This is a genomic window from Streptomyces odontomachi (assembly GCF_024435355.1).
GTDB lineage: Bacteria > Actinomycetota > Actinomycetes > Streptomycetales > Streptomycetaceae > Streptomyces > Streptomyces odontomachi.
The window spans coordinates 91,803-113,923 of record NZ_JAMJWG010000002.1 but is presented as its reverse complement, the minus strand read 5'-3'; the positions used below and the strand labels follow the sequence as shown (position 1 = coordinate 113,923).

General features: G+C 73.4%; 24 protein-coding genes and 1 pseudogene. 8 read left to right on the top strand and 17 right to left on the bottom strand.

The genetic code is table 11. From position 1 onward, the window contains the following. Positions 1-8: 8 nt before the first annotated feature. On the top strand, positions 9-404 hold the full coding sequence (locus tag NQO67_RS05135; RefSeq protein ID WP_255947136.1) for a hypothetical protein: 396 nt from the start codon (positions 9-11) through the stop codon (positions 402-404). A 49-nt stretch (positions 405-453) separates the two neighbouring features. Here the strand turns inward: NQO67_RS05135 and ligD are convergent, their stop codons facing one another. From ligD to NQO67_RS05120, 3 genes are all read right to left on the bottom strand, one after another. Then, positions 454-1,530 carry a non-homologous end-joining DNA ligase gene (ligD, locus tag NQO67_RS05130; protein ID WP_255947134.1) on the bottom strand — a complete coding sequence of 359 codons (1,077 nt, stop codon included), beginning with the start codon at positions 1,528-1,530 and terminating at the stop codon, positions 454-456. Then, a complete protein-coding gene (locus NQO67_RS05125) occupies positions 1,527-2,207 on the bottom strand; it encodes a DNA polymerase ligase N-terminal domain-containing protein (protein ID WP_255947122.1) in 681 nt (226 codons plus the stop codon). Before NQO67_RS05125 ends, ligD begins: the two co-directional genes overlap by 4 nt. Before the next feature lie 108 nt (positions 2,208-2,315). Continuing rightward, complete coding sequence (locus tag NQO67_RS05120) at positions 2,316-3,131, bottom strand: VOC family protein (protein ID WP_255947120.1); 816 nt, start codon at positions 3,129-3,131, stop codon at positions 2,316-2,318. Positions 3,132-3,505: 374 nt separating this feature from the next. Here NQO67_RS05120 and NQO67_RS05115 point away from each other — a divergent pair, with 374 nt between their 5' ends. After that, complete coding sequence (locus NQO67_RS05115; RefSeq protein WP_255947118.1) at positions 3,506-3,985, top strand: Dps family protein; 480 nt, start codon at positions 3,506-3,508, stop codon at positions 3,983-3,985. An 85-nt stretch (positions 3,986-4,070) separates the two neighbouring features. Here NQO67_RS05115 and NQO67_RS05110 read toward each other — a convergent pair whose 3' ends face one another. The 3 genes from NQO67_RS05110 to NQO67_RS05100 all read right to left on the bottom strand — a co-directional run bounded on the left by NQO67_RS05110 (position 4,071) and on the right by NQO67_RS05100 (position 6,785). Continuing rightward, positions 4,071-4,724, bottom strand: coding sequence for a phosphoribosyltransferase (locus NQO67_RS05110; RefSeq protein ID WP_255947116.1), 654 nt, complete (start codon positions 4,722-4,724; stop codon positions 4,071-4,073). 145 nt (positions 4,725-4,869) lie between these two features. Continuing rightward, complete coding sequence (locus NQO67_RS05105) at positions 4,870-5,346, bottom strand: VOC family protein (protein WP_255947105.1); 477 nt, start codon at positions 5,344-5,346, stop codon at positions 4,870-4,872. A gap of 182 nt (positions 5,347-5,528) precedes the next feature. Beyond that, positions 5,529-6,785: a DUF4032 domain-containing protein gene (locus NQO67_RS05100; RefSeq protein ID WP_255947103.1), complete on the bottom strand. Its 1,257-nt coding sequence runs from the start codon at positions 6,783-6,785 to the stop codon at positions 5,529-5,531. 258 nt (positions 6,786-7,043) lie between these two features. Between NQO67_RS05100 and NQO67_RS05095 the strand changes: the two genes are divergently transcribed. Next, positions 7,044-7,451: a DUF4190 domain-containing protein gene (locus NQO67_RS05095; protein ID WP_255947101.1), complete on the top strand. Its 408-nt coding sequence runs from the start codon at positions 7,044-7,046 to the stop codon at positions 7,449-7,451. 87 nt (positions 7,452-7,538) lie between these two features. Here the strand turns inward: NQO67_RS05095 and NQO67_RS05090 are convergent, their stop codons facing one another. Further along, positions 7,539-8,759 (bottom strand): ROK family protein, encoded by a 1,221-nt coding sequence (locus tag NQO67_RS05090; protein ID WP_255947099.1) that lies wholly within the window; start codon positions 8,757-8,759, stop codon positions 7,539-7,541. A 608-nt stretch (positions 8,760-9,367) separates the two neighbouring features. Between NQO67_RS05090 and NQO67_RS05085 the strand changes: the two genes are divergently transcribed. Both NQO67_RS05085 and NQO67_RS05080 read left to right on the top strand, forming a co-directional pair. After that, positions 9,368-9,520, top strand: coding sequence for a hypothetical protein (locus tag NQO67_RS05085; RefSeq protein ID WP_255947097.1), 153 nt, complete (start codon positions 9,368-9,370; stop codon positions 9,518-9,520). Beyond that, positions 9,517-10,998 carry an MGH1-like glycoside hydrolase domain-containing protein gene (locus tag NQO67_RS05080; protein WP_255947095.1) on the top strand — a complete coding sequence of 494 codons (1,482 nt, stop codon included), beginning with the start codon at positions 9,517-9,519 and terminating at the stop codon, positions 10,996-10,998. Before NQO67_RS05085 ends, NQO67_RS05080 begins: the two co-directional genes overlap by 4 nt. A gap of 137 nt (positions 10,999-11,135) precedes the next feature. Here NQO67_RS05080 and NQO67_RS05075 read toward each other — a convergent pair whose 3' ends face one another. The 7 genes from NQO67_RS05075 to NQO67_RS05045 all read right to left on the bottom strand — a co-directional run bounded on the left by NQO67_RS05075 (position 11,136) and on the right by NQO67_RS05045 (position 15,784). Then, positions 11,136-11,468, bottom strand: a complete 333-nt coding sequence (locus NQO67_RS05075; protein ID WP_255947093.1) for a DUF3140 domain-containing protein — start codon at positions 11,466-11,468, stop codon at positions 11,136-11,138. A gap of 96 nt (positions 11,469-11,564) precedes the next feature. After that, entirely contained in the window at positions 11,565-11,792 is a 228-nt protein-coding gene (locus NQO67_RS05070; RefSeq protein WP_255947091.1) for a DUF6480 family protein, read from the bottom strand. A gap of 63 nt (positions 11,793-11,855) precedes the next feature. Continuing rightward, positions 11,856-12,041 (bottom strand): hypothetical protein, encoded by a 186-nt coding sequence (locus tag NQO67_RS05065; protein WP_255947089.1) that lies wholly within the window; start codon positions 12,039-12,041, stop codon positions 11,856-11,858. A gap of 357 nt (positions 12,042-12,398) precedes the next feature. After that, on the bottom strand, positions 12,399-12,809 hold the full coding sequence (locus NQO67_RS05060; RefSeq protein WP_255947087.1) for a DUF3618 domain-containing protein: 411 nt from the start codon (positions 12,807-12,809) through the stop codon (positions 12,399-12,401). After that, complete coding sequence (locus NQO67_RS05055; RefSeq protein ID WP_374118927.1) at positions 12,806-13,204, bottom strand: phage holin family protein; 399 nt, start codon at positions 13,202-13,204, stop codon at positions 12,806-12,808. Before NQO67_RS05055 ends, NQO67_RS05060 begins: the two co-directional genes overlap by 4 nt. A gap of 183 nt (positions 13,205-13,387) precedes the next feature. Beyond that, positions 13,388-14,557 (bottom strand): YihY/virulence factor BrkB family protein, encoded by a 1,170-nt coding sequence (locus NQO67_RS05050; RefSeq protein ID WP_255947083.1) that lies wholly within the window; start codon positions 14,555-14,557, stop codon positions 13,388-13,390. Positions 14,558-14,653: 96 nt separating this feature from the next. After that, a complete protein-coding gene (locus NQO67_RS05045; RefSeq protein ID WP_255947081.1) occupies positions 14,654-15,784 on the bottom strand; it encodes an MGDG synthase family glycosyltransferase in 1,131 nt (376 codons plus the stop codon). Positions 15,785-16,452: 668 nt separating this feature from the next. Between NQO67_RS05045 and NQO67_RS05040 the strand changes: the two genes are divergently transcribed. The 3 genes and pseudogenes from NQO67_RS05040 (at position 16,453) to NQO67_RS05030 (ending at position 19,364) form a co-directional block, all read left to right on the top strand. Then, positions 16,453-17,265 carry an SDR family NAD(P)-dependent oxidoreductase gene (locus NQO67_RS05040; RefSeq protein WP_255947079.1) on the top strand — a complete coding sequence of 271 codons (813 nt, stop codon included), beginning with the start codon at positions 16,453-16,455 and terminating at the stop codon, positions 17,263-17,265. Continuing rightward, a pseudogene (locus NQO67_RS05035) lies at positions 17,216-18,127 on the top strand (DMT family transporter); the annotation flags it as partial. The gene NQO67_RS05040 and the pseudogene NQO67_RS05035, both read left to right, overlap by 50 nt. Positions 18,128-18,635: 508 nt before the next feature. After that, positions 18,636-19,364: a polysaccharide deacetylase family protein gene (locus NQO67_RS05030; RefSeq protein ID WP_255948416.1), complete on the top strand. Its 729-nt coding sequence runs from the start codon at positions 18,636-18,638 to the stop codon at positions 19,362-19,364. A 19-nt stretch (positions 19,365-19,383) separates the two neighbouring features. On the opposite strand, the gene hypE is transcribed toward NQO67_RS05030, so the two are convergent. The 3 genes from hypE to NQO67_RS05015 all read right to left on the bottom strand — a co-directional run bounded on the left by hypE (position 19,384) and on the right by NQO67_RS05015 (position 22,100). Next, complete coding sequence (hypE, locus tag NQO67_RS05025; protein ID WP_255948414.1) at positions 19,384-20,373, bottom strand: hydrogenase expression/formation protein HypE; 990 nt, start codon at positions 20,371-20,373, stop codon at positions 19,384-19,386. A gap of 64 nt (positions 20,374-20,437) precedes the next feature. Next, positions 20,438-21,688 carry a hydrogenase formation protein HypD gene (gene hypD / locus NQO67_RS05020; RefSeq protein ID WP_255947066.1) on the bottom strand — a complete coding sequence of 417 codons (1,251 nt, stop codon included), beginning with the start codon at positions 21,686-21,688 and terminating at the stop codon, positions 20,438-20,440. Between the two features lie 13 nt (positions 21,689-21,701). Continuing rightward, a complete protein-coding gene (locus NQO67_RS05015) occupies positions 21,702-22,100 on the bottom strand; it encodes a HypC/HybG/HupF family hydrogenase formation chaperone (RefSeq protein ID WP_255947056.1) in 399 nt (132 codons plus the stop codon). Positions 22,101-22,121: the final 21 nt, after the last annotated feature.

The window sequence follows — 22,121 nt, the reverse complement described above, 5'->3', positions numbered from 1 at the left end:
TGGCAACGGTGACGGAGACCCCCACGAACGACGCACAGCAACCGGGCACGCAGGTCCTGGTCGAGGTGAGCGGCACCGACGAGAGGGACGCACAGGCGGTCTTCGAGGCCCTGCGCGCCTCGTTCGCCTCCGATCGGCGGCCCGGAGACGTGCCCCACGAGGCCGCCCCCGACCATCCCACCGTGTGGGCGGCCACCTTCGACGTCGGAGCGATCTCCGGCACGGCACGCCCACCCCGGCTGACCGCACCGGTCACCCTGGACGTCCAGGGCGGCTACCACGCGGTGGACCGGCTGCGCACCACCTTGGCCTCGACCTTCCGGGTCCGCGTCGTCGGCACCGCCTCCGGAGACCAGGAGAACGAGATGCAACTGCGCCTGGAGAACCGGCCGGACCACGGGTGATCCGTGCCGCGCCCGCGGCGCCGGCTCCTCCGGCCAACGCTCCGCCGGGCTAACGCTCCGGCTCCTCCCTGACCACGTCCGTCGGCGCCTTGTCGTCGCGCAGGCCCAGGAAGCGCGGATGGCGCAGTAGGCCGTCACGGGTCCACTCGGTGAACGCGATCTGGCCGACGAGGCGGGGCTCGGCCCAGTGCGGCCGGCGCTCGCGCACCTGGTCGTGGAAGGGCGACGTGGCCCGGGCCAGGTCGTCGAGGCGGCGGCGGATGTCCACCAGCGTGCGGTGGTCGTAGCCGGTGCCGACCTTGCCCGCGTAGCGCAGCCTCCCCTGGTCGTAGTAGCCGAGCAACAGCGCCCCGAAGCCGACCCGGCTGCCGGACGGCTCCGTGAATCCGCCGATCACGAACTCCTGGCTACGGGCGCACTTGAGCTTGAGCCAGTCCGGGGTGCGGCGCGGCCGGTAGCGGCCGTCCGCCCGCTTCGCGATCAGCCCCTCCCAGCCTCGGGCGCAGGCGTCGTCGAGCAGATCGGCGGCGGGGGCGTCGCGGTCGGGGGCGGCGTTGCGGTGGGTGGTGTAGCGCAGGGGCGGCGCGTAGTCGAGCGCGTCACGCAGCAGTGACTTACGGGTCCGCAGCGGCAGCTGCCCGGTGTCCATGCCGTCCAGGCGCAGCAGGTCGAACAGGTAGTGGAAGACCTGCACCGGGCTGGCCTGGACCTCCCGGGGTTTGGTGAGGCCCATGCGCTGCTGGAGCCGGGCGAAGTCGGTACGGCCGTCGGAGAAGGCGACGATCTCGCCGTCGACGGTGAAGTCCGTGCACTCCTGTGCCTCGTACGCCGCCACCACCTCCGGGTACGTGGCGTTCAGCCGGCGGCCGGAGCGGGAGAAGAGCCGCACGCGGCCCGCCTCGCGGACCGCGAGCACCCGGATGCCGTCCAGCTTGCGCTCGAGGAGCCAGCCGGACGGGAAGTCCCGCCGGTCGCTGAGCGTGGCGAGCATGGGGGACGCGGCCAGTACCGCGCCGGGCCGTGCGCGGCGCAGCAGCGCGCGCTGGTCCGCGGGCAGCCGCTCCAGCAGGCTGTCGCCGCCCGACCCGCTGCCGTCCGGACCGGCCCGGTCCGGGGACGTGCTCATGACCGGTTGCTCTGCCAGGTGGCGGCATCGGGATCCTCCGCCACCTGCCGCAGGGTGCGCCCGCTCAGCGCCGAGCGGGCCCGGTGCGGATCCGGGGTGCCGGTGGCGCCCTGCCGGGCCTGCGCGTCATCGGCCTTCACCAGCAGCCAGGCCTCGCGTTCGGAGCCGTCGCCGCCGCGGAACCGGGTGAGTGCGTACTCGCCGTGCAGTTTCCTGCCGTCGAGCCGGAAGCTGGCGTGCCCCCGCTCCAGAGCCTCGTCGAACGGTACGGACCTGCCGCGTCGGTCGTGTGCGGCGGGGCGGTAGGTGCCCTCGTCCCAGACGATGACGGTGCCGCCGCCGTACTCGCCCCGGGGGATCACGCCCTCGAACTCCCGGTACTCCAGCGGGTGGTCCTCCGTGGGCATCGCCAGACGCTTGTCGTGCGGGTCGGCCGACGGGCCCTTCGGCACCGACCAGGACTTCAGGACGCCGTCCACCTCCAGCCGGAAGTCGAAGTGCATGGTGCTGGCGTCGTGGATCTGCACCACGAAACGGGGCGCGTCGGCGCCCGGCTCCGCCCTGCCGCGGGGCTCCCCGGTCCGGTCGAAGCGGCGCTTGGCGCGGTAGGTGCGCAGCGCCGTGCCGCCGGTGTCGTCCGCGTCGTTCTTCGACGGCCGTTTGCGCTGGTCGGCCACGTCGCGCTCCTTCCGCTCAGGGAGCTGCGGGTACCCCGCACCGGGGCCGGCACGCCCGTGCGGCCGCACGACCTGTCGACGGTCACCGTCCGGGGGGTGCGTGCCCGCTCACCCTTCCGGGTGTGCCTCCGTGACCGTGAACAACCCACCGTCCGGGTCCCGCAGCGTCGCCTCGACTCCCATGGCCGTGTCCTGCTGCTCGGTCACGGTCCCCCCGTGCTTCCGTGCCATCCGCACGCAGTGCGGCACGTCGGGCACCCGGAAGTGCACCCGCCAGTGCGGCCGGAGCAGCGGGTCGGGAGCTGCCTCCAGTGCCCCCGACGACAGCCGGGCCATGGCGTGTCCCTGATGCCGGAGGACGACCTCGTCGTGCACGTACTCGACGTCGCACCCGCCGGGCCGGTCCGTCGCCCACTCCAGGATCTCGCCGTAGAAGATCGCGGCCTCGAAGGCGTCGCGGGTACGCAGGCTGATCCAGGCCTGTGCACGGTCGCGCCACTCCACCCAGTCGTAGATCAGCTCTCCCTCCCACAGGCCGAAGACGGCCCCGTCACGGTCGGCCGCGAGCGCACCGCGGCCCAGCACGAAGGGGAGCGGGCCCACCGCTATCGTGGCGCTGCGTTCCCGGATGCGCGCGGCGGTCCGGTTGGCGTCCGGGACGGCGAAGTACGGCTGCCAGGCCACCGCGACCTGGAGCGACGGCGCCAGCTCCCCGATGCCGGCGATCGGCGAGTCGTCATACAACGCGACGGTGAACTCCCTGCCCAGGCGCCCGGCCCGGAACTCCCACTCCAGCACCGCGCCGTAGAACGCCTGTGCGGCCTCGAGGTCCCGCGCCATCAGACTGACCCAGCTGGGCGCCCCGAAGACGTCCTTCGTGGACGTGGGCCGGTCCGTCGGGGTCGGTGTCGTGTGCTTGTCCATCGCAGGCAGTGTTCCGCTCGTACGGGGATACGCGGTGGCGACGCGCTGAAGGGACGGCGACGGTGGACGCACCGGCCGGCCGTTCGACGCGGCGCGTACGGCACGCTCGGTACGGATCCACGCCCGTCGGGTACCCGCATTCGGCGAGCGCAAGGGTCGTCCGGGAGCGCGGGCGGCTGCGCAGGATGCTGCCGAGGGAGCGGGCGCACCAGTGGCCGGCACCGGGTGAGCGCCGGGTCGTTCGCCGCGCCGGCAGGTGCCCCGGCGATCTCGGGCGCATGGCCGGCCCGCCCCGGGGCACTCGAAGGGCAGCAGACCGGCTGCCACGAACCAGGATGAAACACCCGCACGTCGTGAGGAAGGAAGACCCGAGCATGACTGCCATGCAGAGCCCGCTGCCCGACGACGACCGCAAGGCCACCGGGGATGCGCTTCAGGGCGCATTGGTGGATCTGCTCGATCTGTCACTCGTCGGCAAGCAGGCGCACTGGAACATCGTGGGACCGCGGTTCCGCACGATCCACTTCCAGCTGGACGACGTGGTGGACACGGCCCGCACCTACGCGGACACCGTGGCGGAGCGCGCCGCCGCGATCGGCGTGCCGCCGGACGGCCGCGCCCGGACCGTCGCCGACACCACGCGCACCACCGGCGTCAAGGAAGGCTGGGTGAAGGACTCCGACGTCGTCGGGGTGATCGCACAGGCGCTGCGCGACATCATCAGCCGGATGCGGGAGCGCATCGACCTGACCGACAAGAGCGACCTGGTGACCCAGGACCTCTTCATCGGCCTGACCGCGCAGCTGGAGAAGCACCTCTGGATGTTCCAGGCGGAACAGCAGCAGACCGGCTGACCACAGCGGCATCACGATGTCGGGCACCCACCCGCGGGTGGGTGCCCGACATCGTGACGCCCGCCTGCCCCTCTCGCGCCGCAGGTCACACCACCGCGTGCAGGTCCCGCAGCGTCCGCTCCACCTCCGTGTCCGTGACCTGGTCGAAGTCCCCGTACCACTGCCGCAGGGCACGGAAGTGTCCGGGCTGGTGCAGGCAGATCACGTCGTCGGCGTGGTCGCGCAGACTGAGGGCGACGTCCGGGCTGCCGACGGGGACGGCCATGATCAGCCGGTGCGGGTGCTGCCGACGCAGGTGCCGCAGCGCGGCGCGGGCGGTGGCGCCGGTGGCCAGGCCGTCGTCGACGAGGATGACCGTACGGCCGTGCAGGTGCGGCGCCGGGCGCCCCCTGCGGTAGCGGTGCTCACGGCGGTGCAGCTCCCTGCGCTCGTGGGCGACGCCCGGCGCGAGGTCGTCCTCGGTCAGGTCGAAGACGGCGAGCGCCTCGTGGTCGTAGACGGGGGCGTCGTCGTCCACGATGGCGCCCAGGCCCAGCTCGGGGTTGCCGGGCAGGCCGATCTTGCGTGCCACCACCACGTCCAGCGGTGCGTGCAGGGCCTGCGCGAGCTCCGCCGCGACGGGCACCCCGCCGCGCGCCAGGCCCAGGACGATGACGTCGCTCAGGCGCGGCGTCTCCTGCCATTCGAGGAACCAGCCGGCGAGGTGCTCACCGGCCTGCCTGCGGTCATGGAATCGCATGGGGTACTCCCTGCGTCACTCGTCCGGCCGGGCGGTGCGCACGGCCCGGTGGCTGCGGTCTCCCTATGGCGATGACGGGTTCCCGCACGCCGCGGCATGAAGCACCTCATGGCGGCACCGGCGCACCGCATCCGGGCGTGCCTCGTCAGTCCCCGTCGGCCGCCGCGCGCAGGGCGGCCACGTCGATCTTCCGCATCCCGAACATCGCCTTCATGGCCCGCTGGGCGCGCTCGGGGTCGGGGTCGCTGAGCACCTCGCCGAGCTGCTCCGGGACGACCTGCCAGGACATGCCGTACTTGTCCTTCAGCCAGCCGCACTGCGACTCCTGGCCGCCGTCGGCGAGCAGCCGGGACCAGTAGTAGTCCACCTCGTCCTGATCGGCGCAGTTGATCAGCAGGGAGACCGCCTCGTCGAAGGTGAACTCGGGGCCGCCGTTGATCGCGGTGTAGGGCTGGCCGTCGAGCTCGAAGTCGACCGTGAGCACGGTGCCCGCGGGGCGCGGGCCGACCTCGCCGTAGTACAGAACGTTCGTGATCTTGGAGTTCGGGAAGATCGAGCAGTAGAACTCGGCGGCTTCCTTGCCCTGGGTGTCGAACCACAGGTTGGGCGTGATCCTCGGCATGACGCTCTCCTCGCTGGTCGTCGCAGGGTGCCGTCGTGCTCCGTGACGCGACGCCGGCTTCCTCGGCGGTTGGCTGGGAGGGTGGACTGCCGCGTCGCCCGAAACTCATCGCCGCCCCGGCGATGAGTTTCCGCAGCGCCGGTTTCGTGACCCGGTTCCGCCGCCGCGGGTTCCGGTGCGCCTCAGGCCCGGGTGTCGGGCTGGTGCGTGACCGTGCGGACGTAGTCCGCCACCGCCGCGTCGAGAGCCACGTCGTGCTGGGAGCGCTGGGAGAGGTACCAGTGGTGTTCCAGCAGCTCGTGGTAGAGCTCGGCGGGATCGAGACCCCGCCGGTGCTCCTCGGGAACGGCCCGCACCGTCGGGCGGAACACCTCCCGCACCCACCGGTGGGCCAGCACCTCGGGCCGGGCGCCCTGGGCGCCCGCCGGGTCGGCGTGCGTGCGCGAACGCGTCGCGGGATCGCCCGGTGCGTAGTCGTCCTGGGTGGCCATCCAGCACTCCAGGTCGCGCAGGAGCCGTCGCGCCTGGTTCTCCTCCGTGTCCAGGCCGGTCAGGCGCAGCAACTGCCGCTGGTGGTGGCCTGCGTCGACGACTTTCGGCACGAACGTCACCGTGTCGCCGTTCGCCTCGTGGCCGATCTGCATCTCGGCGACGTCGAAGCCGAGGTCGTTGAGCCGGCGGATCCGGCGCTCGATGTAGTGGTGCTTGCCCGCCGGGTAGACCGACACCCGGGTCAGCTCGCTCCACAACTCCTCGTAGCGACGGCCGATGTCGGTGCCGAAGGCGATCGGGTCGAGGGACGGGTGCAGCGCCCCGGACGCCTCCAGGTCCAGCATCTCGCCGCTGATGTTCACCTGGGCCAGTTCGATGTCGTAGGCACGCTGCCCGTCGCTGAGCCGCTGGTGCGTCTCGGCGGTCTCGGCGTCCACGAGGTACGCGGCGTAGGCGCCCGCGTCCCGGCGGAACAGCGTGTTCGACAGGGAGCAGTCGCCCCAGGCGAAGCCGACCAGGTGGAGCCGTACCAGCAGCACGGCGAGCGCGTCCATCAGCCGGTGCACCGTGTCGGGCCGCATGGTCGTCTCGAACATCGAGCGGTACGGCTGGGAGCCCTGGAGATGACGGGTGATCAGTACCGGCTGGAGCGGCTCCTGGTCGGCGTCGACCCGGCCGGTGACCACGGCCAGCGGGTCCACCGCGGGTATCGCGAGCCGATCCAGGGTGCGCAGCATCTCGTACTCGCGCACCGCGGGCCGCTCGGCGAGCTCCTTGACGGCGATGATCTCGTCGCCGGCCCGTGCGTAGCGGACCACATGCCGGGAGATGCCGCGTGGCAGCGGCACCAGATGCTTGTCGGGCCACTGCTCCAAGGGCAGGTGCCAGGGCAGATCGAGCAACAGGGTGGGGTGTTCCGGGTTGGTGGCGCTGATCTGCAATGCCATCGTGGATGCCTCGCGCAGGTGAGGGGGAGTGGGGAGTCGGGGAGACCAGGGGGACGGGGTGCCGGTGGTCGGTTGCCGGTGTGCCGGGATGTCCGACCGCGTTCGGGGCCCCGTTGCCCGTTCCACGCCGTCGTCATTATGCTCCGGGCGGTCCCCGGCCACCGGGGACGGGGAGGGCGCCGGACGCCACCGAGGCCCGGTGCGGGACGCATCGTCGCGCACCCGGGGGCGGCGGCGAGAGGGGAACGAGGCAGCAACATGGCGAACTGGGACGCACCGGCCTCGCCGGCCTGGCAGGAATCTCCGCAGCCCGAGGCCCCGCGCGGCAACGGCATGGGGGTGGCCGCGCTGGTGCTCGGCATCCTCGCCTGCGTGCTGTTCTGGACCGTGATCGGCGCGGTCCTGCTCGGTCTGCTCGCGGTGGTCTTCGGCATCATCGGCGCGCGCCGGGGGCGACGGCCCGGTGTGCGCCACCGCACCAAGGCCGTGGTGGGCGCCTGCCTGGGCGCGCTGGCACTCCTGGTGGGGGCGGTGCTCACGGCCTTCGCCGTGGTCATCTGGAAGTCGGACGAGTTCAGGGACTACCGGGAGTGCCTGCGGCACGCCGACACACAGTCGGAAACCACCCAGTGCGCCAGGGACTTCGGGCACTCCCTGGAGAACTGACGTCCACCGGACGCTTCGCCGCCGCGCACGATCCCCCCGGTCCGGGCTCATATCCGGGCCCGCATCCGGGCCCGCATCCGGGCCCGTTCAGCCGACGTCGCGCGCGGCCAGCCGTGCGTCCGCCCGGTCGGGGGCGTAAAGGTGCTCCACCACCGTCGTCCCGGCTCCGGTCAGGGCGGCCTGGTCGCCGAGCTGCGAGGTCACCACACGCAGATGCGCGGTCGTCCGGGGCATCGCGCGCTGGTACAGCAACTCGCGCACGCCCGCCAGGAACGGGGTCCCGGCCAGGTCGCCGGCGAGCACCAGCACCCCCGGGTTGAGCATGGTCACGACGGTGACCAGGACCTCTCCGACGCGCTGACCCGCCTCCCGGGCGAGCCGGACCGCGTCGGGATGGCCCGCCGCGAGATGACGGCGCATGTCGGAGCCGGACGTGGTCGGGGTGCCCTGTGCGGTGAGCCGGCCGGCCAGCGCGCGCCCGCTGGCGACGGCGGCCAGGCAGCCGTAGGACCCGCACATGCACAGCTCCTCCGGCGCGTCATGGAGCCGGATGTGGCCGATGTCGCCCGCCCCGCCGTCGATGCCGCGGTACAACTCGCCGTCGACGACGACTCCGGCACCGATCCCGGTGGACACCTTCACCAGCAGGAACGCCGCACAGTCGGGGAAGTGGTGACGCTGCTCCGCATACGCCATCAGATTGGCGTCGTTGTCGACGAGCACCGGTACCGGCGGGCCGCCCGGGGCGACATGGCGGGTGTAGGCGTGCTGGAGCCGTTCGGGGATGGGGTACTGGTCCCAGCCGGGCATGATCGGGGGCTGCACGACCCGGCCGGTCGCCCAGTCCACGGGCCCGGGCACGGAGAGCCCGATCCCGCAGACCCGTGCGGCGTCGGCACCGGCCTCGTCGAGCAGCGGCGAGAACCAGCGGGCGAGGGTGTCCAGGACCTGCTCGGGGCCGTCGGCGACGAGCAGGGGCGCGGCCCGCTGGGCGAGCACCCGTCCGGTCAGGTCGAGGACGGCGGCCTGGGCGTGCCGGGTCTCCAGGTCGGCGGCGAGCACCACCGCGTGCGAGGAGTCGAACTCCAGGTGGGCGGAGGGGCGTCCGCTGGTCGCGGCGCCGTTTCCTGCGGCGCCCGGGGCGCCGCTGGTCTCGCGCAGCCAGCCGGCGCCGAAGAGTTGGTCGAGACGGTGTCCGACGGTGGACCGGGACAGACCGGTGGCCTGCTGGAGCTCGCCGCGGGTGGTGGCCTGGCCGCTGCGGATCAACTGCAGCAGATGCCCCGCGCTTGCCTGACTGGCCGGCATGTTCGTCCGCTCTCCTCGCTCGTCCTGGCAGCTGCCCCGGCGGTTCCCCCCTGCTCCCTCCCCGCGCGCCGCCCCTCGAGCACCACCTCCACGTGCCATGGCCGGTCGCAGCCGGCCCATGCGCGCTGCCCCGCGCCGTGCGGTTCTCGATGCGGACGAGCCCGCCACGGATGTCGCCGATGTCCTGGAGGGAGGGGGAGAAGCGGCTCTTCATCATATAGATCGACAGAGGCACGGTCTGTGCCTTGTATACGACTCCGTGTGCGACCGCGGGGCGACGACGACGCGCAGGGCCGGCGGGTCGTTGACCGCTCTCGTCCGAAGCGGTTCCGAGCCGGAGGCGGATCACGATCGAGCCGCCGACAGCCGCACAAGCGAATAAAGAGATCAAAGAGGCAAAACGGAATAAAAGCCGCATGTTGCGCTTTTCTCCGCTGTATCTCCGCACGCGTGCGCCTGTCCCGTGCGTACTTACGCCGGGTTGTGCTGCATCTCGACCCTACTTTTGGATGTTGACAAGACGTAATAGCTATATATCGTCGACGTTACTGAACAGCCTTTGTGTATCCGGACCGCTGAACGAGGCGTTGCGCTCACCGGGGGGCGTCATGCAGTTACCGGCCCTGCTCAACCTCTGCGAGGACCACATGGTGAACCGTGTCGTGCACACCGTGCCCACGCCGCACGGGATGGGGCCCGCCACCCGGCGCGCCCGCCGGACCCAGGCCGAGTCCGCTCACTTCACCAGGGGTGACGCATGACACAGACCGTCATCCCGGGTGAGCCGGCGCACTTCACCCCCGCCCGCACCGGCCTGTCCGACTCGGGCGTCCGCCCGGGACTGCGGGGTGCCGCCGCACGGGTGCTGCTGGCGAACTGGACGGGCGCGAGCACGGTCCCGTCGCGGACGTTGTATCCGCACCAGTGGAGCTGGGACTCGGCGTTCATCGCGATCGGGCTGCGGCATCTGTCGGCGCTGCGCGCACAGCGCGAGCTGGAGACGTTGTGCGAGGCCCAGTGGGCGGACGGGCGCATTCCGCACATCGTGTACAACCCGGCGGTGCCGGCGGACGCCTACTTCCCCGGCCCCGGCTTCTGGCGGTCCCGGAAGGCCGGCGCCCGCGCCGGCGCGCCGACCGGGATCGACACCTCGGGGATCGTCCAACCCCCGGTCCACGCCCTGGCCGCCTGGCTCGTCCACCAGAGCGACCCCGAGCACTCCGCGCAGCGCGGCTTCCTGGCCCGGATGTACCCGCGGCTCGTCGCGTGGCACGGCTATCTCGCCGATCGACGTGACGTGGCGGGGCAGGGCCTGGCCAGCGTGGTCCATCCCTGGGAGTCCGGGATGGACAACAGCCCGTGCTGGGACGGACCGCTGGCGCGTGTGGAGCCCGCCCCGGCCGGTTCCTTCCGTCGCGTCGACCTCACCCAGGGCGGCGGCGACCTGGCCGACCGCCCCACGGACGAGGACTACGGCCGGTATGTGCGGCTCGCGACGCACTACCGTGATCACGAATACGACGATGCGGACATGCCCGCGCTGTTCGCCGTGGAGGACCCGGCGTTCAACGCGCTGTTCGCCGTGTCGGAACATGCGCTGGCGGCCATCGCCCAGGCGCTGGGCAGGAGCCCGGTGCCGCACCTGGCGCGTGCCCGAGCGCTGACGGAGGCGCTGGTCGACCGGCTGTGGCAGCCCGCGGCGGGGATGTTCCTGGGCCGTGACGTGGTGGCGGACGCGCTCGTCGAGGAGCGGACCGTCGCGGGACTGGTGCCGCTGCTGGTGCCGGACCTGCCGACCGACGTCGTCGACGCGCTGCTCGCGACCGTGCGCGGCCGCCACTTCTCCCTGGGCGACCAGACCACCCTGGTACCCAGCTACGACCTGCTGGGGGCTGCCTACGACGGGTCCCGGTACTGGCGCGGACCCGCCTGGTTCAACATCAACTGGATGCTGGAGCGGGGGCTGCGCCAGTACGGTGCGCAGGGCTCGGCCGATGCCCTGGCCGCGGCCATGCTGACGGCGAGCGCCGCTTCCGGGTTCGCCGAGTACGTCGACGCCCGTACCGGCGCCGCACACGGCAGCGCCGGGTTCAGCTGGACGGCAGCCGTGACCCTGGACGTCCTCGCCCGGCCCGGGGTGCCGGCCGTGACCGCCGCCGGCCGTCGGACGCGGACGTCCCGGACGCCCGCATCGACGCACGTGCCGGATACCGCCCGCGGTCCAGAGACCGCCTGCTGAAGCAGGCTGGACCCCGTGCGGCGATGCGGGGCCACACCACCTCGGGGGGTGTGGCCCCGCGTCGTCGGACGCGCCCTGCCCTTCGGCATCGACCGGTCCGGCCGGGCCCGCTGCTCACCGGGCCCGGGGCGGCGCGGTCAGCTCGGCTTCAGCGGATCGTGTCCGAGGTTCATCAGCCGGTCCCGGTGGCGGATCATGTCCTGCTCGGATGTGCTCGCGTCCTCCGCACGCTCGACCAGGTCCACCACCTTGCGCATCACCCGGACATCGTCGTTGGTGAGGTCGGTGCGACGCTTTTGCAGGATGCCCAGGACGTGGCGGCCGATGGGGGCGCCCGCCTGGTCCGGCAGGGGCTCGGTGTGCTCGCCCGACTCGCTGATCCTGAGCCAGGCGCTCAGCTCCTGCGACGTCATGTTGACCACTTCGTGGAACTCGTTCCACAACACTTCCGACTCCAGGGCCTTGGCCACCCCAGCTCACCTCCTTGCACCGGCTGAAGCCTGCTGCGTACCCGGCTCCGCGCCGGGGAAACGATCACCCCGTCGCCGTACGCGCTGTCTGACCGGTCACACGGCCAGCGCGTACGCCAGGAAGAACGCGGCGACCAGCCCCACGAAGATCAGGATGGTGATCAGCGGAACCCTGGCCCACCCGGTGATCGGGTTGTACGTCTCCTGGGGGCCGGCTCCCGAGGTGCTGCCCTCCGCGGGCGGCGTATCGCCCTCGGGCACGGCGCCGCCCGGTTCCAGACCGGGGGTGCGGGTGGGGTCCGGGTCGGGATTGGCGTCCACCATGTCGGCCGTGTCCCTTCTGCCGTTCCGGGTCGGCGCGGCGTGCGCGCGCACGCGGGCGCGGCGTCAATCCTCGCCGCGCACGATGTGCGCGTCGGTGTCGTCCGTGTCCGCCGGTTCGCGGTAACCGCTCTGGCCGGAGCGGGCGGGTATGCAGGTGCGGATGGTGCCGCCCCTGCGTCGGGTGGCGAGCGGCCCGGCCACCACGCTCACGAGGCGTGGGCCGGAATGGGTCTCCTTGCGCATGTCCATGCTCCGTCATCGTCCTTCTTGGCCTGGCGCTGCGTACTGCGCTTTCCCGGGGGACGACCCCCGGACCCCCAGCCGGAAAAGCAGGCCCGCCGGGGTGGCCGGCGCGCACGTCGCGCGGGCTACATCAGTAAAAGCGCACCTTTCGGGTGCCCGGTACATCGCGGATCTAACGGATCGCCGTCCGGATGCCGATCCCGCTGCCCCGACTGCCGACCCGGCGCCCGCACGCTGCGGCGCCGCGCCGCGCCATGCACCGCACGCCGGCACGGCTGCGACGGCCGGGACCAGGCCGCGGGTGTGACGCCTGCGGCCTGGTCCCGTGGAGACGGTTTCCGCGACGAGGACGAGGGATCGGACTCAGCGGTGGTGCGGGCAGTGGCGGCGGCGGCCCATGAGTACCGCGGCGGTCACCGCCGCGGTGCCGACCGTCGCAGCCAGCACCCGTTTGTCCCGGGCGCTCTGCGCCATCACCATGGTCTTCTCGCGCCGCGACTGGGCGTCCGTCCCGTGCCGGCCGTGCTCAGCGCCGACGGCCCGGTGCCCGTGGTGCTCGCGGTGCGTGGCGCCGTGTGCCTTGGACCTGGCCTGCCCGAGCCGGTCGCGCATCTGGCCCCTGACCTGCCCCGCCTTGGCCTGGGCGCGCCCCCGCACGTCCGCCTTGGCGGCCAGCGCCTCCACGGTGTGGCTCAACTGCTCACGGGTGTCCTCGACCTGGGCGCGCAGTTCCTCGGGCGTGGCGGTGTGTCCGCGGTGGGAGTTGCGGGTCATCGGTGTGCCGCCTCCTTCAACTCGGCGACGTCGAACTTGACGCTCTCCATGGTCTGCCGTGGCGAGGCCGGTGTCGCCCGGCCCAACTCCAGCTTGCCGGCCAGCGCCAGGACGGCGGCGATCAGCATCAGCGCGCCGAAGACGACCAGCGCGGCGGCCCACACGGGCAACGCGATCGTCACGGCCGCGATCGCCGCGGCCACCAGCGCCTGAAGCCCCAGGAAGGCCATCAGCCCCGCCCCGCTGAACAGACCGCCGCCGATGCCGAACCGCTTGCCCTTCTGCGTCATCTCCGCCTGTGCCAGACGGAGCTCCTGGCGTACCAGTTGCGCCATCTGCTCCGACGCACGGGAGACCAGTACGCCCACCGACTCGTCGGTGGCGCGGGTCTGCACCTGCCGGTCCCGATAGGCCTGGTCCTCATAGACCCGGTCCTGATAGACGGTGCTCACGCCCCTCACCTGCCTTTCCTCGCTCCCGCAGCAGTGGGTCTCCGGGGTGCCGCCGATCATGCGGCGGACACCTTCGCACCGGTGTCCGGGCCGCGAGTACCCGGCCCGGTGGAAGCGAAGCGCACCTCATTTCGTGTGCTGCCGGTGCCTGTGACGCCAGGGCCGATGGTCCTTCGCGCTCCAGGTACGGGTGGAGCGCGGCGGAGCGCTCATCGCGGCCCCGGGCGCTGCCGCCTCGTCGCGCTGCCGGGCCAACTCGGCATCGAACGTCAGACCGAGCAGGATCGCCACATTGGAGACCCACAGCCACACCAGGAAGACCACCGCCCCGGCCAGCGTGCCGTAGGTCCTGTTGTACGAGGCGAAGTGCGCCACGTAGAAGGCGAAGCCGCCGGAGACGGCCATCCAGATCAGCAGGGCGAGACAGCTGCCCGCCGTGATCCACCGGGCGCGGACGTGCACGTTGGGCGTCAGCCGGTACAACATCGCGATCATGATGGTCACCAGCAGCACCAGGGCCGGCCACTTGGCGATCGACCAGGCCTTCATGGCGGTGTGCCCGACGCCCAGGGTCTCCCCGGCGTGCCGGGCCACATCGCCGGTGAACACCACGAGCACCGCACTCCCGCAGGCCAGCACCATCAGCGCCACCGTCACACCGAGCCGCACCAGCAGCACCCGTGAGGTGGGGCGGCCCTCGGGCATGCCGTAGGTGGCGTTGGCGCTGCGGATGAACGCCGCCACGTAACTGGACGCGGTCCAGGTCGCCACCAGCAGGCTCAGGATGGCCACGGCCGAACCGGTCGCGGTGTGCGCCTGGAGATGCTCCACCGCGTTGGTGATGGTGTTCTCCGCGCTCCCGGGCACCAGCAGCCGGATGTCGGCCACGACCTGCACGGCCACTTCCTTCCCGGCCACGCTGAGCACCGAGACCAGCACCAGCAGCGCAGGGAACAGCGACAGGATGCCGTAATAGGTGAGCGCAGCGGCGCGGTCGGTCAACTCGTTGCTCTTGAAGTCCGCCCTGGCCCGGCGCAGCAGCGGCCAGATGGTGTGCACGTTCAGCCGGCCCGCCCCCCACGCCACGGCCGTCGATCCGGATCGTGCGCCGGGGCCGGAGTCCCCTTCGCCGGCGGACGTGTCGTGGTGCGCGGCAGCGCCGGGTTCGGCCTGCCACGGGGCGTGCTCCTCGTCAGCGATGTGGGAACCACACGTCGCCGCGCGGTCCTGCCGGTCCCGCGTCGCGCGGTCCGGCTCCGCCCGCCCCCCGCGCCTACGGTGCAGCTTGTGTCTCATACGGGTCGTGTAACCCGGCGCCGGGAAAGGATCCCTACGGGCGGCCTCCGGTCGTGATCGGCGGCTCGCCGGTTGTGGTGACCGCGTGCTCGCCGCTCAGCCGACCCCGTGCCGCGCGCCCGTCTCGGGAGCCGGCGGCGGCCGGCCGCCGCCGGCCAGCGACTCCAGCTGCCGCACCACATCCCCGACGAGCAGCGCACGCCCCGCGGCGATCCGACGGTCCCGGGCCGGGCCGGGCGGGGCGAGGGTGTCCAGGGAGCGGAGCAGGGACCAGGAGTCCCGAGGGTGGTCGCTGAGGCCGAGCGCGGCCATCGCCCGCACTCCCGCCACGCCATGGCCGGGAATGGGGCGGTAGCCGACCACGGGCAGCCCCATGGCCAGCGCTTCCAGTGCGGTCTGGCCGGCCGCGTTGTCGATCAGGACCCGGCAGGCACCCATCAGCCCCGGCATGTCGTCCACCCATCCCGGTGCGAGCGCGCCCGGCACCCGCGCCAGGGCCCGGCGCAGCCGGGGATTGTCGCCGCACAGCACGATCGGCAGGAAACCGGCCGCGCTGACCAGCCGCGCGGTGTCCGCGATCCGGGTGCCGACGCCCCAGGCACCCGCCGACACCAGCACCGGTCCACCGCTCGTCCCGCAGAGCCGCTCGCCCCAGTCCTGCGCACCGCCGGGCGGGTGCAGGAAACGCTCGCCCACCAGGGGCCCCGATACCACGGCGGGACGCGCCACGGCCCGCCGTACCCGCTCGGCGACGGAGGAGGTGAGGCACAGGTGGATGTCGTTGCCCCGGTGCAGCCACTGCCGGTTCACCGCGAAGTCGGTGACCACCACGGCGCTCGGCACCCGCAGCGCGCCCCGTGCCCGGAGCCGGCCGGTGAGCTGGGCGGCGAGATGGAAGGTGGCCACCACCACGTCGGGCCGCTCCCGGCGCACCAGCGCGAGCAGGCCCTGGTCGGCGAGGGCGGCCAGCGGCGCGCTGCCGGGCCGTGGGCCGTGCCCGGGGCGCAGGAACGTCGCGTACACCCCGGCGTACAGCGCCGGAAGACGGCCGACGGCCGTCCGGTAGAAGGACCGCAGCCCGCTGCCGACGCCCGCCGGGAACAGCTCCAGGACGTCCGCGCGCGCCGTGTGGTGGCCCGCGGCCTGGAGCCGGCGGGCCAGTTCCGCGGCGACCGCGTCGTGGCCGGAGCCCATGCCTGCGCTCAGAATGAGGAATCGTGCGGCCATCCGCCGCCCTCCGGCTCGTCCATGGCACCTCCGCGCCCACCCGGTCCCGGCCGCACCGGTCCGGGCCCGGCGCCGGGCCCGCACGGCGGCCCCGCACCCGCCCCGCGGGGCCGGCGCGCCAACCACTGCCCCGGACCCGCCACGTCACGGCGTCCGGCACACCCTCACCGGCCGGAGTATCCGCAGCCGGCACGCTCAAACGACGGTCCGCAACCGGGCGTGCGCCCAAGTCCCCGTTTCGGGTTCCCGCACTGCGGTGAACGGCCCTGGCCCGGTTTACGGAGCCGTGGCTCCGGCTACCCCTAGGGCCTGTCCGGCGGATCTTGCCGCGGTCGCGGGGCCTGGCAAGCCCGTCTGCGGCGTTGTCGCCGGTTTCCCCCAAGCTCTCAACTCTGTTCGAGCAGGGAGGTGCCCCCGTCGCCCCGCGTCGACGCCCTCCTCCTCCCTCACTGCCTGACGGGAGTGGGAGGCACCCCCCGGCAGCATGGGGCACCGCCCACCCCACCAAGGCAGCGGGGAGCACCAGACCCCCGCTCACCTGCACCGAAAGGGAGCCGCTACCCGAATGCGGCCTGACCCGCCGGCCAGGCCCCAGACGGCCTGCCGCGTCGTGCCGAAGCGACCGGCGTGGAGCGCCGGCGCGACCACGGCGGACGGAGACAACTGGTATGGCCCGCACCGATTCCGACACCGTTGCCCGGCCCACCCCGGAGCCGTCCCGTGCCGGCGGCATCCCGCCCGGTGTGGCGCTGGTGACCGGCGCCTCGTCCGGCATCGGGGCGGCCATCGCCGAACGCATCGCCGCCGAAGGCGGCTGGCGGCTGCTGGTCAGCGGCCGGGACGCGGAGCGACTGGAGGAGATCGCCGCGCACACCGCTGCCACCGCGCTGTGCGCGGACCTGACCACCGGCGACGGCACCCGTCAGCTGGTGAGCGAGGCCCTTGAAGCGGCCGGGCGGGTCGACCTGCTGGTCGCCGGCGCGGGCATCGGGTGGGCCGGCACCTTCCACACCATGCCGCTGCACACGGCGAGCCGGGTGCTCTCCGTGGACCTGGCCTCCGTGGTGCAGCTGGTGCGGCTGGTGCTGCCGCACATGCTGGCGGCCGGGCAGGGGCACATCGTGCTGATCGGGTCGGTGGCGGGCCGGCTCGGCGTACGCGGCGAGGCGGTCTACTCCGCGGCCAAGGCCGGGGTGGCCACCTTCGCCGACGCGCTCCGCTGCGAACTGGACGGCACCGGAGTGCGCGTCACCCATGTCGTCCCCGGCGTCGTCGCCACCCGCTTCTTCGAGCGGCGCGGCGCCCCGTACACCCGGTCGCTGCCGCGCCCCATGCCGCCCCGGAAAGTGGCCGACGCCGTCTGGAACGCGCTCCAGCAGGGCCGCCACGAGGTGTACGTGCCCCGCTGGCTGCGCATCCCCGTCCTCGTCCGTGGGATCGCCCCGGGCCTCTACCACCGGCTGGCCGCGCGGTTCGGGTGATGCTGTGGACGCCCTGACGGCGACCCTCGCGCTGCTGGCGGCGCTGGCCAACGGCGCGGCCTCCGTGCTCCAGCGGCGCGCGGCGGTCGAGCAGCAGTACGACGAAGCGGCCGGTGGCGCACACCCCGCGTACGCCGGGTCCCGGCGCCGCCAGGCGCTGCGCCGGGTCGTGGGACTGCTGCGGCGCCCCCACTGGCTGGCCGGCTCGGCGGCGCTGGTGCTGGCCGCGGCGTTCCAGGCGGGGGCGCTGACCACGGGGGAGCTGTCGGTGGTGCAGCCGCTGCTCGCCAGCGAGCTGCTGTTCACGCTGCTGCTGGGCAGCGTCCTCTTCCACCACCGCCCCGACCCGATCACCTGGCTGTCCTTCCTGATGCTCGCCGGGGGCCTGGCCCTGTTCATGGCCGCAGCCGCGCCCTCGGGCGGCTCCGCCATCGCCGACCCGTACCGCTGGCTGCCGGTCGGCGCCGGCCTCGCCCTGGCCGTGGCGCTGCTCCTGCTCGTCGCGCACGAAGTGCGCGGCACCCCGCGCGCCACCGTGCTCGGCAGCATCACCGCCATCGGCTTCGGCACCACGGCCGCCCTGATCAAGGAGGTCACCGGGCGGATCCCGGAGGGCTGGTCGACGGTGTTCGCCAGCGGCTACCTCTACGCCACCGGAGTGGTCGGCCTGCTCAGCTTCGTCCTATTGCAGAGCACCCTGCGCGCCGGCACGCTGGCGGCCTCCCAGCCGGCGCTGACCCTCGGGGACGCCCTCGTCAGCGTCGTCCTCGGCTGGGCGCTGTTCGGCGAGCGGGTCGCCCTGGGCGACCATCCGCTGGCCGGTGCGCTGGGCGCCTGCCTGATCGCCGCGGGCACCACGGGCCTGGCCCGGTCGCCTGCGGTGGCAGGCAGCTCCTCGGACTGGGACAGCGCCCCCGGCGGCGCACGAGCACTGCCGAAGCGCCCCCCACGGTGGCGCCAGTGGCGGCGCCCCGGGCGGGGTGGGCGTCGCGGCGCGCGGCGCGGCAGCGGCCGGGGCAGCCGCCCGTCGTCGCGCGACGACGACGCGGGGCCGCGACGACGACCACGGCGTGACCCGTACGGCACCGCACGACGACACGGAGAGGAAGGCGATGACCATCCGCGACGTCCAGGACCAGCCTCAGGGCCGGGGCCAGCCTCAGGGCCGGGGCCAGTTCCAGGGCTGGGGCCAGTTCCAGGGCCGGCACCGGGCATACCCGCCGTCGACGCCGCCGGTACGCCGCGGCGCGCCGCAGGCCGGCCGGCGGCCGCGCGCACCGTCCCGCCTGCCGGGGGCGAACCGCCGGCCCGACCCCAGCCGTGCGGCGGCCCTTGCCCCGCGCGGCCCCGGACCGGCCGTCGTCACGGCCCTGGCCACCACGGCGGCGCTGGCGTTGGCCGGCCACGTCCTCCCGGCCGGCACCTGGCTGCCCGGCGTCCGTCGCACGCTCTTCCCCGGGCTCGCCGGCACCGGCGAACCGGGCCATGTGGCCCTGACGTTCGACGACGGGCCGGACCCGAACAGCACCCCGCACTTCCTCGACCACCTGGACCGGCTGTCCGTGCGCGCCACGTTCTTCGTGCTCGGCGAGGCCGTGGTGCGCCACCCCGCCCTCACCCGCGACATCGCCCGACGCGGCCATGAGCTCGCCGTGCACGGCTGGACGCACGGCCGCCCCTGGCTGCCCGCACCGGGCCGCGACCTCCGGGACGTCGGCCGCGCCGTGGCCGCGCTCGCGCACCTCACCGGGGTCGCACCGCGCTGGTACCGCCCGCCGTACGGGATCCTCACCGGCGGCCGGTGGCTGGCGGCGCGGCGCTGCGGACTGCGGCCGGTGCTCTGGACGGCCTGGGGGCGGGACTGGACCGAGACGGCGACCGCGGCGTCCGTGCTGGCCACCGTGCGGGGCCAACTGCGCGGCGGCGGCACGGTGCTGCTCCACGACAGCGACCGCACCGCCGCACCCGGCTGCTGGCGTGCGACCCTCGACATGCTCCCCGACCTGGTCACCCACTGCCGCGCCGCCGGCCTGACAGTGGGCCCCCTGGCGGACCACGGGATCCCGGGCGTCGCGCACCCGATGCCCGCGGGGCCCTGACCGGAACCGCCGGCCACGCTCAGCAGATCCTCGGCAACTGCTCCCCGATCGGCAGCTCCACCACCCGGGTCCCCCCGAACCGCGACCGCGCGACCACACCTCCGGGGTGATCGGCTACGCAGCTGCCGATCACGGCGGCACCGGCCCCGGACGGATGGGCCCGCATCGCGGCCAGCACCGCCTCGGCGTCGGCGGGCGGCACCAGGGCGACCAGGCGCCCCTCGTTCGCCACGTACCAGGGGTCGAGCCCGAGGAACCCGCAGGCCGCGGTCACCGGCTCGGGCACCGGCACCCGGTGCTCGTCGATGACGATGCCGGTGCCGGACGCCGCCGCGATCTCGTTGAGGCTGGTCGCCAGGCCGCCGCGGGTGGGATCCCGCAGGACGTGCAGATCGCGGGTGACGGCCAGCATCGCCTCGACGAGACCGCCGAGCGGTGCGGTGTCGCTGGCCACGTCCACCCCGAACTCCAGCCCCTCACGCACGCTCAGGATCGCGATCCCGTGCAGGCCGACGGGCCCGCTGACCAGCACCACGTCGCCCGGCCTGGCACGCTGCGGCCGGATGTCGACGCCGTCCGGGATCAGCCCGATGCCGGACGTGTTCAGGTAGATCCCGTCACCGTGCCCGGAGTCGACGACCTTGGTGTCACCGGTGACCACCGTGACCCCGGCCGTCCGCGCCGCCGCGCCGACGGCCTGCGCCACCCGTCCGACCACGGTCAGCTCCGTGCCCTCCTCCAGGATGAACGCGGCTGACAGGAACGCCGCACGGGCGCCGGACATGGCCAGGTCGTTCACGGTCCCGTTGACCGCCAGGTCGCCGATCGAGCCACCGGGGAAGAACAGCGGCCGCACCACGTACGAGTCGGTGGACAGCGCCAGCCGTGCGCCGCCGAGCCGTACCTCGGCGGAGTCGGTGAGGCCGGCGAGCACCTCGTTGCCATAGGCGGGCGCGAAGAGGTGCTCCATCAGCTCCGCCGACAGCGCGCCGCCCCCGCCGTGGCCCATCACCACGACGGGGTGGTCGCGCAGCGGCGCGGGGCACGTCCAGGCCGTTGCGTCGAGCACGGTGTCAGTCAACGGAACCCGCCTCCCCACCGGCCGTCACCGTCGCCGGCACCGACGCCACAGAGGGCACGGACGCCGGGGGTGCCGTCGTGTCCTCGCCGACGCCCGCGCGTGCCGCAGCCGGTGCGTGCTCGGCCGCCGGTGGTGACGCGGTCCCTGCGGCGGGTGGCCGCAGCCGCCGGTAGAGGTAGTACGCGGCGCACGCGCCCTCACTGGAGACCATCGTCGCGCCGAGCGGCGTACGCGGTGTGCACCGGGTGCCGAACTCGGCGCACTCGTGCGGCTTGATGTGCCCTTGCAGGACCTCGCCGCTGCGGCAGGCCGCCGACTCCTCGGTGCACACGTCGGTGACCTCGAAACGGTGCTCGGCGTCGTACGCGCGCAGCGCGGGGGCGAGCCGCCAGCCGCTGTCCGGGATGACCCCGATGCCCCGCCAGGCCCGGTCGGCGGTCACGAACACCTCCTCGAGCATCGCGAGCGCCGCCGGGTTGCCCTCCTCGCGCACGGCACGCGGATAGGCGTTGTCGACCCGGTGCTCGCCGCGTTCCAGCTGGTGCACGGCGCGCCGGACGCCCTCCAGGATGTCCAGCGGTTCGAAACCGGTGACGACGATGGGCACCCGGTGGCGTTCGGCCAGCGCCGGATACTCGCCGGTGCCCATCACGCTGCACACGTGCCCGGCGGCCAGGAAGCCCTGCACACGGCAGCCGGGGGAGCGCATGATCGCCTCGATGGCGGGCGGCACGCGCACATGCGAGACCAGCAGGCTGAAGTTGGCCAGGCCCAGCCGGCGGGCCTGGTGCACCGCCATCACGTTGGCCGGCGCCGTCGTCTCGAAGCCGATGCCGAAGAACACCACCTCGCGGTCCGGGTGCCGCTGGGCGATCCGTACGGCGTCCAGCGGCGAGTACACCACCCGCACGTCACCGCCCGCGCTCTTGACCCGGAACAGATCCCCGCCGGTCCCCGGGACACGCAGCATGTCCCCGAACGAACAGAAGATCACCTCGGGCCTGGAAGCGATGGCCAGGGCCTTGTCGATCATCTCCAGCGGGGTCACGCAGACCGGGCAGCCGGGCCCGTGGATCAGCTCCAGGCACTCCGGCAACAGCTGGTCGATGCCGTGCCGGATGATCGAATGGGTCTGTCCGCCGCAGACCTCCATCAGGGCCCACGGCCGGGTGACGGTGGCGCGGATGTCGGCCAGCAGCCGCTCGGCCAGGGCCGGATCGTTGAACTCCGTGATGTACTTCATCGTGCCTGACCCTTCACTGCTCGCCCGTTGTCGTACGTGGTGCGCGGTCCGCGGATGGCGGGCCGACCGCCTCCGGTGACGGGGTGTCCGGCACCGGCGCCGCGGGTGGTTGCGGCGGAATGCCCGGCGGGAGTTCGGCACCCGCCTCCGCGGCGGCGCGCTGCCAGGCGTCGCCGAACTCCTCCTCCAGGGCGCCGATCCGGCCGAAGAGTTCCAGCGTGGCGAGCGCCGACTCCTCGTCCAGCCGCTGGAGGGCGAAACCGACGTGCACGATCGTCCAGTCACCGATCTCGATGTCCGGCAGATAGGCCAGGCAGACGTCCTTGACGACCCCTCCGAAGTCGACCTTCGCCATGGGGATGCCGTCGCGTTCCTGTGTGGCCACCACTTTGCCGGGCACTGCCAGGCACATGGGCGCCTCCTTGTTCGGTGC